Annotated in this window: 9 protein-coding genes; 2 read left to right on the top strand and 7 right to left on the bottom strand. The window is 73.6% G+C overall.

Features of this window, described 5'->3' with window-relative positions; all coding sequences use genetic code 11:
- Nucleotides 1–471: 471 nt before the first annotated feature.
- The 4 genes from dtd to ACVUH9_RS19005 are packed head-to-tail and all read right to left on the bottom strand — an operon-like array spanning nt 472 to nt 3,024.
- The gene (gene dtd / locus ACVUH9_RS19020) at nt 472–897 is read right to left on the bottom strand and encodes a D-aminoacyl-tRNA deacylase (RefSeq protein WP_475759787.1); all 426 of its coding nucleotides are present in this window, start codon (nt 895–897) and stop codon (nt 472–474) included.
- Between the two features lie 2 nt (nt 898–899).
- Nucleotides 900–1,847: an AEC family transporter gene (locus ACVUH9_RS19015; RefSeq protein WP_475759785.1), complete on the bottom strand. Its 948-nt coding sequence runs from the start codon at nt 1,845–1,847 to the stop codon at nt 900–902.
- On the bottom strand, nt 1,844–2,353 hold the full coding sequence (locus tag ACVUH9_RS19010) for a GNAT family N-acetyltransferase (RefSeq protein WP_475759783.1): 510 nt from the start codon (nt 2,351–2,353) through the stop codon (nt 1,844–1,846). The genes ACVUH9_RS19015 and ACVUH9_RS19010 overlap by 4 nt, the downstream gene beginning before the upstream one ends.
- Nucleotides 2,350–3,024 (bottom strand): TlpA family protein disulfide reductase, encoded by a 675-nt coding sequence (locus ACVUH9_RS19005; RefSeq protein ID WP_475759781.1) that lies wholly within the window; start codon nt 3,022–3,024, stop codon nt 2,350–2,352. Before ACVUH9_RS19005 ends, ACVUH9_RS19010 begins: the two co-directional genes overlap by 4 nt.
- A gap of 216 nt (nt 3,025–3,240) precedes the next feature.
- Between ACVUH9_RS19005 and ACVUH9_RS19000 the strand changes: the two genes are divergently transcribed.
- Nucleotides 3,241–7,605 carry a DEAD/DEAH box helicase gene (locus ACVUH9_RS19000; protein ID WP_475759779.1) on the top strand — a complete coding sequence of 1,455 codons (4,365 nt, stop codon included), beginning with the start codon at nt 3,241–3,243 and terminating at the stop codon, nt 7,603–7,605.
- Nucleotides 7,602–8,606 carry an NADP-dependent oxidoreductase gene (locus ACVUH9_RS18995; protein WP_475759777.1) on the top strand — a complete coding sequence of 335 codons (1,005 nt, stop codon included), beginning with the start codon at nt 7,602–7,604 and terminating at the stop codon, nt 8,604–8,606. The genes ACVUH9_RS19000 and ACVUH9_RS18995 overlap by 4 nt, the downstream gene beginning before the upstream one ends.
- Nucleotides 8,607–8,646: 40 nt before the next feature.
- On the opposite strand, the gene ACVUH9_RS18990 is transcribed toward ACVUH9_RS18995, so the two are convergent.
- The 3 genes from ACVUH9_RS18990 to ACVUH9_RS18980 form a co-directional block, all read right to left on the bottom strand.
- The gene (locus tag ACVUH9_RS18990; protein ID WP_475759775.1) at nt 8,647–9,357 is read right to left on the bottom strand and encodes a TetR/AcrR family transcriptional regulator; all 711 of its coding nucleotides are present in this window, start codon (nt 9,355–9,357) and stop codon (nt 8,647–8,649) included.
- A gap of 308 nt (nt 9,358–9,665) precedes the next feature.
- Complete coding sequence (locus tag ACVUH9_RS18985; RefSeq protein ID WP_475759772.1) at nt 9,666–10,589, bottom strand: SDR family NAD(P)-dependent oxidoreductase; 924 nt, start codon at nt 10,587–10,589, stop codon at nt 9,666–9,668.
- The gene (locus tag ACVUH9_RS18980) at nt 10,586–11,821 is read right to left on the bottom strand and encodes an acetyl-CoA acetyltransferase (RefSeq protein WP_475759770.1); all 1,236 of its coding nucleotides are present in this window, start codon (nt 11,819–11,821) and stop codon (nt 10,586–10,588) included. Before ACVUH9_RS18980 ends, ACVUH9_RS18985 begins: the two co-directional genes overlap by 4 nt.

The following is an 11,821-nucleotide window of genomic DNA, read 5'->3' as shown; positions in this document are numbered from 1 at the left end:
GCGGTGACCGACGTACTCATCGAACTCGGCCGTGGGTCATGGCAGCGGTTACCGCTCGGTGGAAGATAAACAGGGACATGCGGGGGGACACTACCATGGGGTCGGAGGTGCAGCAAGCGACTGTTCCCCGACCTTACACATCCCTTAGGCGCCTGCGGATCGCGCGGCCCAATTCGTTTTGGTCCTTTGACACCGAAGCATCGAGGACGGCGTAAAACCCCCGTATCCAACCCGGGTTTACACCGATCGTCCGCCTGACACCCGGTCAGGCGTTCCCAAACGGGCGCCTTGCCGCTCGTCGGGAGCGATACACGTACGCGCCGATACCAGACGCACCAGCGTTCTGGCGGTGGCGCCCCGCGATGCCTACGGCGTCAAGCGGCTGCGTACGGGAGCATCGACCCCGCCCACAGGGCGCCGGGGGACGCGATCCGCGCCCACCGACCGCCCATCAAGCTGGCGTGTTGCCGCTCAGCGCGGATCGCGCTCGACGAGCAGCGTGATCGGCCCGTCGTTGACCGAGGCGACGGCCATGTCGGCGCCGAAGACGCCCTTGGCCGCGCCGAGCCGGGCGCAGAAGCGGTCGTAGAGCGGCTCCGCCTGGTCGCCCGGGGCCGCCCGTGACCACGACGGCCGCGTGCCCTTGCGGGTGTCCCCGTAGAGCGTGAACTGGCTGATGCAGAGGATCCCCCGCTCGCCGACCGGCTCGTCGATCCGCCCGTCCGGGCCGGCGAACAGCCGCAGCGCGGCGACCTTGTCGGCGACCCAGTCGCAGGTCGCCTCGTCGTCGCCACGGGCGACCCCGAGCAGGATCAGCAGTCCGGGGCCGATCGCCGCGACCTCCTGGCCGTCGACCTCGACCGCCGCCCGCGTGACCCGCTGCACCAGCGCGCGCACGCTCAGCCGACCGCCGTCACGATCACGACCCCGAGCGTCATCAGCCCCGTCGTCCAGACGATCGACGCGGCGATCGGGCGCAGGTCGAGGCCGAACCGATGCGCGACCAGCATCCCGTTGAGACCCGTCGGCGCGGCGGCCTGGAGCAGCATCCCCGACGGCAGGCCGAGGAAGGCCAGCGAGACGCCGACCACGATCAGCGGCGCGACGATCAGCCGCAGCCCGAGCACGAGCAGCAGCTCGGGGCCGAAGATCCGCCCGTCGGGCCCGCGCAGGACCGATTCCCCGTGCTCGCTCTCCGCCGCGAGCTGGACCCCGACCACCAGGAACCCGAGCGGCAGCAGCGCGACGACCACGTCCTGCGCGATCGCCGCCGCCCAGTCCGGGGCGTCCCACGGAACCGCCAGCCCCAGCACCGCCGCCCACAGCAGCGGGTTGCGCAGGAACGCGATCAGCCGACTCTCGCCCTCGTGCTCGCCCGCGCCGGGACCGCCTCCCGGGCCGAACGCCGCCCCGATCGCGAACGCGACCACGAAGAACATCGGCCCGGAGATCAGGCTGTCCCAGGCGACCGCTCCACCGAGCTCCTCCGGCCCGAGCACCGTGCGGGTCAGGGGCAGCCCGAAGTAGCCGGTGTTGGCCAGGACCACGGCGAGGATCAGCGCCCCGACCGTCGCCCGCGGCAGCCGCAGGACGCGGGTCGCGACCAGCCAGGCGAGGGTGCCGACGATCGCCAGCGCGAGATAGCCGGTGAGCAGCCCGCCGAGCAGCGTCGCGTCGACGTGCAGCCGCGAGACGAGGACCAGGTAGACCGGCGGCAGGACCCACAGCAACATCGCCTGCATCGCCGAGCGCGAGGCCCGCTCGGCCCGCTCGTGCCAGCGGCGTTCGGCGGCGATCCCGGCGGCCGCCGCCGCGACCATCACGGCGACGAGCAGCGGCAGGCTCACGCGGTCGGACGCCGGCGGCGCGGAGGCAGCGGCGGCACGACCTCCCGGACCATCCACACGTGCGGGATCCCGGCCTCTTCGAACGGCTCGCCGACCTGGCGGTAGCCGGCCTTCTCGTACAGCGCGACGGCGGCCTGCTGGGCGGCGAGCCGCAGCTCGCCGGCGCGCTGGTCCTGGGCGTACTCGTGGGCGCGCTCGAGCAGCCGCGAGGCGATCCCGCGGCCGCGCCACTCGGCGTCGATCGCGACCCGGCCGACCCGGACGACGTCGTCCCGGGTGACCAAGCGCATCGTCCCGATCACGGTCCCGTCGGCGGTCACGGCGACCGCGTGGCGAGCGATGTCGTCGAGATCGTCGACCTCGAGCTCACGGGGGACGCCCTGCTCGTCGCAGAAGACGCGGATCCGGAGCGCGATCGCGGCGCGCAGGGCGGCGGCGTCGCGGACCCACTGCAGGCTGACCGCCTCGGGATCGGCGGGGACGTCGGGATCGGCTGGCGTGCTCATCGTGCGGACCTGGGCTCGGTGGTCGGGTCGACGTCGGGTCTCGTGCCCTCGGAGGGCACCGGCCGGGCGGCGACCCCGGCGTAGCGGCGCAGGTCCTGCTCGAGCCGGGCGCGACTCGGATAGGCACCGACGAACACGTTCACGATGTCGCCCTTGCGGTCGAGGAAGATCGTCGACGGGAACGAGACGCCGGCCTGCATCGCGCGGGCGATCTGCTCGTTCGGGTCGCGCACGTGGGGATAGACGGTCGGCTGCTTCCGCAGGAAGGCGGTCGCCGGGGCCTGCTTGTCGCCCGCGTTGAGGCCGAGGAACGCCACCCGCGTGCCGTACTTGGCGGCGGCCTGGCGCAGGATCGGGAACTCGGCCCGGCAGGGGCCGCACCACGAGGCCCACTTGTTGATCACGACCGGGTAGCCACGCAGGCGCTCGACGGAGGCCACGAACTCGTCGCCGCTCTGCTGCAGCAACTGGTTGTCCATCGCGTAGAGCCGCCGCAGGGCGGGCGGCGCGGCCGCCACGTCGCGACGGGCCTGCTCGGCGGACGGGACCTTCGCCCGCTCCACCTCCGCGCCGCTCCCGCTCTGGAGCAGCCCGATGGCCAGCGCGGCCACGATCGCCAGGCCGACGACGATCGCCGCCACGCGGCGTCGGTGGAGCCAGAGCATGGACATCTGGACTAGGGTCGCACAGCTGCCGCGAGGGGCGGCGATCGGATCGCCGACACGTCCGGTAACCTAGGCCCAGCCTGCACGGACGAGACCAGTCGTCTCCTCCTTCTTTGTCCCCAGGTTCTCCTCGCTGTGGAACGGTCGCCCAACGCGACCGGCTCGACACGAGACCCTGCCGTTCCCACCATCCTGCCTGGTATGGCGCAACGACCGTCTGTCGTGGCCGCAGAGGCCACCTCTGTCCCCGAGCCCTCCGCGATCGCTCGGGTCGCGACCTTTGCCCGCGAACCGTTCGTCGGGGCGGACGAGGACGCCGCCGAGGTCCTCGCCCCAGGCTCGGTCCGGCGCCACGCCTTCGAGGCCGCCTGCGCCGAGCTCGACGCCGGAGCCACCGCGCCGTCCCAGAAGTGGCGTCGCCGCTGGTCGCTGCTGCTCGGGCTCGACCGCGCGCTCCACGCCGAGACCCCGGTCCTCGCCGACGGCACGACGCTCAACCCGCACCAGGTCGACGCGCTCTCCGGGACCTACGCCGCGCTGTTGGCCGACGCCCAGCGACGCGCCCGCGGCGGCAGCGGGAGCGACGGCGACGCGCTGCTGCTCTCGTTCGAGGACGACGAGCCGACCGAGGTCGAGGAGCCGCCGCCGGCCCCGAGCACGCCCGACCCCGTCGACGACGAGCCGGAGCCGCTCGACGACGAGGAGGATCCGGCCGAGGCCGAGTCGTTCGACGCCGACCCCGAGCTCGAGGGCGTCACCCCGCCCTCGCCCGAGGAGGACGAGGACGACGACGACCAGGTCGACACCACCGTCGAGCTGGAGGAGCTGCCCGAGCCCGGGGCGGGCGGGAGCGATTCGGACGGAGTCGACTTCGGATCGCTCTACGACGACGAGGCCGAGGAGGACGTCGACGAGGACGTCGACGTCGCCGCGCTCGACGATCCGAACGCCCACAAGCGGTTCTGGTTCGAGCACGCGACCGGCGCGGGCAAGACCGTCGCCGCGATGGGCTTCGTGGAGGCCTGCCGGACCGGCGGCGTCCTGATCCTCACCCACCGCCGCAACCTCGTCGACCAGTTCATCGCCGAGCTGGAGACGCGCGGCTACGGCGAGCGGCTCTCGAAGCCGCTGCTCGGGGACGCCGACGACCCCAACGGCCCGGTCACGATCGAGACGTACCAGTGGTTCGTCCGCAACGCCGGCCAGATCTCGGGCGCCTACACCGTCGTCATCTGCGACGAGGCCCACACCGCGCTCGGCGAGAAGACCTCGGCGACGATCCGCGCCTGGACCGGCCCGATCTTCATCGGCATGACGGCGACCGGCGCGCTGATCGCCCGCCACGTCACCGACCTCTTCCCGACCCAGACCTCGCGCTTCGACCTCGCGCAGGCCGCCCGCCGTGGCGTGATCGCTCCGCTCCGCTCGCTGCGGATCCCGCCGGGACCGGGCGTGCGCACGATCGCCAAGGTGCCGCTGCGCAAGGGCGAGGTCGACATGGAGTTCGACCAGGACGAGCTGGCCAAGCTGCTCGACCAGGCGCCCTTCAACCTGGCGATCGCCGACCTCTACAAGACCCGCTTCCGCAACACCCCGGGCGTCGTCTACACGGCCGGCGTCAAGCACGCCTACAACGTCGCCGAGAGCTTCCGCGCGCTCGACATGAAGGCCGAGGCCGTCAGCGGCGAGACGCCCAAGCGCGAGCTGGCGAAGATCCTCGCCGACTACGAGGCGGGCGAGATCGACGTGCTCGTCAACGCCCAGCTGCTGGCCGAGGGCTGGAACTCCCCGCGCGCGACGATCTGCATGCACCTGGCGCCGACGGCGTCGAAGCGGATCTACCAGCAGCGCGTCGGGCGGGTGACGCGCCGCCACCCGGGCAAGGAGGCGGGCGTCGTCATCGACTTCGTCCACCCGGCGACGACCAACGACGACCCGGTCGTCACCCTCCACTCGCTGCTCGATCGCGACGTCTACCGCGGCGGCGCGATCGTCGTCGGCCCCGTCCGCCGGGGTCGCGGTCGCCGGGTCAAGGTCGAGCGCCGGGTGCTCCCGGTCACCCCGGACATCGAGCGCCGCCGGCTGGTCTTCGAGCGCGAGCTGTGGCGGATCGCCGTCGAGCAGCTGGACTGGGGCGAGCAGCGCGTCTGGGCCGCTCTGGCCGGCGCGAAGGCGTCCCCCACCAACTGGCGTCGCGGTCGCGCGATGCTCAACTTCGACCGTTCGGGCGAGCTCCGGCGGCAGTTCCTGGTCACCGCCCTGGAGCGCAACCGCAACCCGCAGCTGCGGATGCGGGCGATCCAGGAGATCTCGCTGCTGCGCGAGGCCGAGCCGTTCGACACCGCGATCGACTTCATCGGCCAGTGGCCGCGCGACGAGCGCCGCGAGGCCTCGCGCGTGATGCTGCAGGCGATGGCCGACCGCCGGATGGGTCGGCGCGACCAGGCGACCGCCTGGATCTGGCGCCTGGCCGGCTACACCCGCGACGTCCACGAGGAGTACGCGGCCCAGCGCTGGCCGGCCACGAAGCACCTGCTCGGCCTGCTCGTCAACTCGTCGGGCGCGGCCCACGCCCGCAACGCCCGGCGGCTCGTCCACGCCGCCCGTCAGCACGACCGCCGGCTCCAGGCTGCGCTGCTGGCCGCCGCCGTCGCCCACTCGCCGGAGGCCGAGGAGGTCCTGCGCGAGGCGCGCACCCGCCTGGCCCGCAAGCCCGGGGCGCTCAGCCGCGACCTGCTGAAGGACTTCCCCAACGGCAAGCGCCGCAAGAAGCGCACGCGCAACAAGAAGAAGGCCGGCGGCGACGCCAACGCCCGCCCCGAGAACGCCGAGACGACCGGCGGCAGCGGCGAGGGCGTCGAGCCGAACGAGGGCGGCAACGGCCAGGGCAACGGCCAGAGCGGCCAGAACGGCAACGGCCAGGGTGGCAACGGCGGCCGGAGCCGGTCCCGGCGCAGCCGTTCGCGTGGCGGCCGTCGCCGCGGCTCGGGCAACGGCGGCCAGCAGGCCGATCCCAACGCCCCGCAGGCCACCGCCGAGCAGTCCGAGACGGGCAGCGCTGCCGTCACGCCCTCCCCCGACGGGACCGGCAGCGAGGACGGCACCCCGCCCCGCCGTCGGCGGATCCGCGGCGGCAAGGCCGCGGCCGAGGCGTCCGCCTCCGGCAACGACGAGCGCCCGGCTGCCGACGTCCCCTCCGGCGATGCCGGCAGCGACGACGCTCCGGCCCCCGCCCGCCGGCGGACGCGTCGTCGTTCGTCGGCGAACGTCGACGCGGGCGCTTCGTCGGGCGAGACCCGCCCGGCGCCGTCCGACGCGACCACCGATCCCACCGACCGACCGACCGTCGCCCCCCAACGTCCGGCCCGCAGCCGGCCCGTGGCCGCCGAGCGTCCGGCCGAGCCCGGCGCCGCACCGGACGCCGGTCCGGCCGCCTCGGTCCCCGCCGCCGACGCGGCCCCGAAGCGAGCTCCGCGACGGCGCACCCCTGCCGCCGCCGACACGGCCGGCGATGCGGCCCTGTCGAACGCCGCCGGCGCGCCCACCGCCCCGGCCGAGCCCGCGCCGAAGCCCGCTCCGCGACGCCGCACCACCAAGGCCACCGAGACCGCCGCCGAGACGACGCCCGCCGCCGCCAAGGCCCCCGCGACCCGCCGCCGTGCCGCCGCGGCTCCGGCCGGCACCGACGACGCCCCCGCGAAGGCGCCCGCCAAGCGCCGGGCTCCCGCGCGAGCGGCGGCCACCGCCGACGCGACCACGGCCGCACCGAAGACGCCCACCCGCACCCGGACCGCGGCGACCAAGACCGCGGCGACCACCGAGACCGGCACCGCCGCCGCCAAGAAGGCGGCCGCCGCGACCAAGACAGCCGCCCCGAAGGCCCCTGCCGCCAAGAAGGCCGCCGCCCCCAAGACGGCGGTCCCCAAGACGGCGACCCCCAAGACCACGACCGCGAAGGCGACGACCACCGCCGCCGCGAAGAAGGCCGCCGCCGCCAAGACCGCGGCGAGCACGTCCGCCGCGGCGACCAAGACGACGGCGACGAAGACCGCGGCCACCAAGACCGCACCGAAGCGCGCTGCCGCGACCAAGGCCCCGGCGACGAAGACCACGGCGGCGAAGACCACGGCGGCGAAAGCGGCCGCGACCAAGACCGCCACGGCGAAGGCGGCCCCGAAGGCCGCAGCCCCCAAGGCCGCGACCGCGAAGACGGCCGCTGCCAAGGCCGCCCCGAAGACCGCAGCGGCCAAGACCGCGACCGCGAAGACGACCGCGACCAAGACCGCGGCGGCCAAGACGACCGCCGCCGCGAAGGCCGCCGCGACCGGCACCGCCGCCAAGGCCACCGCCGCCAAGAAGACGACCGCGACCAAGACCGCCGCGGCGAAGGCCCCCGCCCGCAAGCCCGCCGCCAAGGCGACCACCACGACGGCGAAGGCGACCACGACGACGGCGAAGGCGACCACGACGGCCGCGGCCAAGAAGCCGGCGACCCGGCGCGCGTCGACCACGGCCAAGGCCGCCGCCGCACCCGCCGCGAAGAAGCCCGCCGTCCGGAGGGCCGCCACCAAGAAGGACGACGCGTGAGCCACAGCGCCCGGGAGATCCACCTCGTCGACCGCCCGGTCGGCTCCGCGACCACCGAGACCTTCCGGCTGATCGAGACCGATCTGCCCGACCCCGCGCCGGGGCAGATCCTCGTCCGCAACCACTGGATGAGCGTCGACCCCGCGATGCGCGGCCGGATGAGCGACGCCAAGTCCTACATCGCGCCGTTCGTGGTCGGTGCCCCGCTCGACGGCGGCGCCGTCGGCGAGGTGCTTGCGTCGGCCGACGACCGCTTCGCCGTCGGCGACACGGTCCTCCACGGTCTCGGCTGGCGCGACCTGGCCCTGCTCGAGGCCAAGCGCGCCGCGCCCGTCGACCCCCGGATCGCCCCCGAGCAGGCGTTCCTCGGGATCCTCGGGATGCCCGGCCTGACCGCCTACGCCGGCCTCGTCCGGCTCGCGCAGGTCAAGCCCGGCGACGTCGTCTTCGTCTCGGCCGCAGCCGGCGCCGTCGGCAGCGCGGTCGGCCAGATCGCCCGCCAGCTCGGCGCGTCACGCGTGATCGGGAGCGCCGGGGGGCCCGACAAGGTCCGCCACGTCGTCGAGGACCTCGGCTTCGACGCCGCGATCGACTACCGCGACGGCCGGGTCCGCAAGCAGCTCAAGCAGCTGGCGCCGGACGGGATCGACGTCTACTTCGACAACGTCGGCGGCGAGCACCTCGAGGTCGCGATCGGCGCGCTGCGCAACCACGGCCGGATCGTGATCTGCGGGATGATCTCGCAGTACGACGCGACCGAGCCGCCCGCCGGCCCGCGCAACCTGGTGCGGCTGATCCAGACCCGTGGCTCGATCCACGGCCTGCTGGTCCTCGACCACGCCGACCTCCGCGAGCAGTTCGTCCGCGACGTCGGCGGCTGGATCGCCGACGGCAGCCTCCGCTACCGCGAGACGGTCGTCGACGGCCTCGAGAACGCTCCGCAGGCGTTCCTCGACCTGATGGCCGGCAGGAACACGGGCAAGATGCTCGTGCGGGTCTGAGACAGGTTCCGCGCCACTCCCGAGGTCTTCGGCCCGGCCCTCAGGCCGCCGCTCCCGCGCCGATCGTCCCGCAGAGGGCGAACTCGACGCAGAGGTCGGCCAGCTGCTCGCGCTTGACCGGTCCGTTCGGGCGGTACCAACGGACGATCCCGGTCAGGACCGCGGAGACGGTGTCGGCCAGCACCTGCGCCTCGAAGTGCTCGGGCACCTCGCCGCGCCGCTGAGCCTCGGCGATCATGTCGACGACACGCTGCTCGCGTGCCCGCCGCCGCTGACGCAACGCCTTGCGCGGCCCCGGGCTCAGCTGGTTCGCGTCGCGGTCGTAGACCGTCACCCGAGCGACGTTGCGCGCGACGTAGAGCGCCTGCTCACGCACGTAGCGGGCGAGCTGGTCGAGCGGGGCCAGCGGATCGAGCTGCCCCTCGTCGCAGATGTCGTCGAGGATCTGGTCGAGATCCTCCTGGACGTCCTCCAACAGCCAGACGAGGAGGTCCTCCTTCGTCTTGATGTAGTGGTAGAGGCTGCCCTTCAGGATCCCGAGCTCGTCGGCGACGTCCTGGACCGACGAGTCGGCGTAGCTCCGCTCGTGAAACACCTTTGTCGCCGCCGCCAGAACCTCGGCGTCACGGCGGCGCGGACGGGCGCCGTCGCGCTCCGCTGGCCGCTCGGCCACGCGGACTCCTGAGGCCCCCCGGGTGGTGCCACGGGTGGGAACCTCGCGGGCTGATCGACGTGTCGGGACGGTACGCATACCGTGATTCTGTCACTGACGGCGTACGCATTGGATGTTCATACGTCCAGTCTGATTCAGACGAACGTTCGATCGACGCCGAACAAGGCTCCAAATCCCCCACGGAGACTGGAAACGACGCCTCCCGGAGATAGAGATACCGGCTGGTCGGTACCGCTCGGATTGGTCGTTTTCGTGCCCCACCAAGGCCCCCGAACCCCCACCAAACGGCCACGACCGGCGCGCCCGACCGACGGCGGGGACCACAAGGCGGCCGCTCCCGGCCGGTCCCGCGGGTCGTCCGACTCGCGGCGTCGCCGCCCGCCCGCTCAGGCGTCGCCGAAGCCGAGCGCGCGCCGGATCAGGGCGACCTCCCCGAACCCGTCCTCGGGCACCACGTAGCCCTCGCGATCGACGATCTCGTCGAGGTGCTCGCCGATCGCCTCGGGGGTCGTGACCGCCGGCCCCGAGTACCACCCCGGAGTCACGCCGACGAAGATCCGGGCGACGCGGCCACCGCCCGCCGACAGGATCGTGTGGGTCAACTCGCAGCGTTCGGCGGCCAGGTAGGCGACGACCGCCGCGACGTGGGCCGGATCGAAGTGGTCGGCGAGGTCGCCGAGCAAGCCCTCGGTCATCTGCGTCAACGCGGTCGGCGCGACCGCGTTGACCCGGATCCCGTGCCGCGCGCCCTCGACCGCGAGCACGTTCATCAGGCCGACGAGACCGGCCTTCGCCGCACCGTAGTTGGCCTGGCCGAAGGTCCCGAACAGCCCCGAGGCCGAGGTCGTCAACACGATCCGCCCGTAGCCGGCCTGCTGCATCACCCGGTACGCGGGGCCGACGACGTGGAACGCCCCGTCGAGGTGGACCGCCATCACGTCCTCGACCTCGTCGGCCGTGAGCCTGGCGAACGAGCGGTCGCGGAGGATCCCCGCGTTGTGGACGACGACGTCGAGCCGGCCGTAGGCCGCGAGCGCCGCATCGATGATCGCCTGGCCGCCGGCGGCGGTGACGATCGAGTCGGTCGAGGCGATCGCCCGGCCCCCGGCCGTCTCGATCTCGGACACGACCTCGGCCGCCGTGCTCCGGGACGTGCCGTCGTCGCCGACCCGCTGACCGACGTCGTTCACGACCACCGCCGCCCCGCGGGCCGCGAGCAGCAGCGCGTGCGCGCGACCGATCCCGCCGCCCGCGCCGGTGACGAGCGCCACCCGGTCGCGGAAGTCGACCGGCTGCTTGGCCCCGCTCATGCCGCCCGCCCCGTCTGCGGCTCGCCGGCATCGGCTCGGCGCGGTCCGTCGTACTCGGTGCCGACCACCGCGACGAACGCGACGCACGCGCCCGGCTGACCGCCGAGGTTCTGGGCCACGGCCAGCTTCGGGTCCTCCACCTGCCGCTCGCCGGCGACGCCCCGGAGCTGCTGGACGCACTCGAACAGCATCCGCAGGCCGGTCGCCCCGACCGGGTGGCCGAACGACTTGAGCCCGCCGTCGGGGTTGATCGCGACCTCGCCCTCGAGGTCGAAGGTCCCCGCGAGCACGTCGCGCCACGCCTCTCCGCGCGGGGAGAACCCGAGATCCTCCATCAGCACCAGCTCGGTCGGCGTGAAGCAGTCGTGGACCTCGGCCAGGGCGATCTCCCGCCGCGGGTCGGTCACGCCGGCCTGACGGTAGGCCTCCTCGGCGGCCGCGACGACCTCCGGGAACGAGGTGAAGTCGTAGCCCTCGGTCGCGATCCCCGACCCGGAGCCCGAGACCATCCCCATGCCCTTGAGGAAGATCGGCTGGTCACTGTAGCGGTGGGCGTCCTCGGCGCGCACGATCAGGACCGCGGCGGCCCCGTCGGCGACGCCCGAGCAGTCCATCACGCCGAGCGGTCCGGCCACCCGCATCGAGCCGCTGATCGCCTTCTTGGCGATCTCCTTGCGGAACTGCGCCCGCTCGTTGCGCGCCCCGTTGCGGTGGTTCTTCCAGGCGATGTGGGTCATCGTCTCGCGCAGCTCGTGCTCGGAGACGCCGTAGCGGGCGGCGTAGGCCGGGGCCAGCAGCGAGAAGGCGCCCGGGGCGGTCCACTCGACGTCGGTCCCGTCGGACGGCGGCCAGGTCGCGGTCAACCCGGAGTACGGCGAGTCCTTCAGCTTCTCGACGCCGGTCGCCATCACCACGTCGTAGGCCCCCGAGGCGACGGCGTAGCAAGCGTTGCGGAACGCCTCCGATCCGGTCGCGCAGAAGTTCTCGACCCGGGTCACGGGCTTGCCCTCGAGCCGCAGCGGCTTGGAGAGCGTCATCCCCGACATCCCCGAGCCCTGGGTCCCGACCCAGTAGGCGTCGATGTCGTCGAGGCCGACACCGGGCACGCCGGCGAGGCACTCGCCGACGGCGTCGACGAGCAGGTCGTCGGCCGACTTGTCCCAGTGGTCGCGGAACGGCGTGCAGCCGATCCCGATGATCGCGACGCGGTCGCGGAGTCCGTTGCTCGCCAT

Source organism: Patulibacter ginsengiterrae (assembly GCF_056269115.1).
The sequence above is the reverse complement of the archived record's forward strand: the minus strand, read 5'-3'. Positions and strand labels throughout refer to the sequence as shown.

Bases quoted from the DNA above. Each gene is read 5' to 3' on its own strand.
- ACVUH9_RS18980 (WP_475759770.1), bottom strand. From the start codon at position 11,821: ATGGCGAGCAACGGACTCCGCGACCGCGTCGCGATCATCGGGATCGGC.
- ACVUH9_RS18990 (WP_475759775.1), bottom strand. From the start codon at position 9,357: ATGCGTACCGTCCCGACACGTCGATCAGCCCGCGAGGTTCCCACCCGT.
- ACVUH9_RS18985 (WP_475759772.1), bottom strand. From the start codon at position 10,589: ATGAGCGGGGCCAAGCAGCCGGTCGACTTCCGCGACCGGGTGGCGCTC.
- ACVUH9_RS19010 (WP_475759783.1), bottom strand. From the start codon at position 2,353: ATGAGCACGCCAGCCGATCCCGACGTCCCCGCCGATCCCGAGGCGGTC.
- ACVUH9_RS19005 (WP_475759781.1), bottom strand. From the start codon at position 3,024: ATGTCCATGCTCTGGCTCCACCGACGCCGCGTGGCGGCGATCGTCGTC.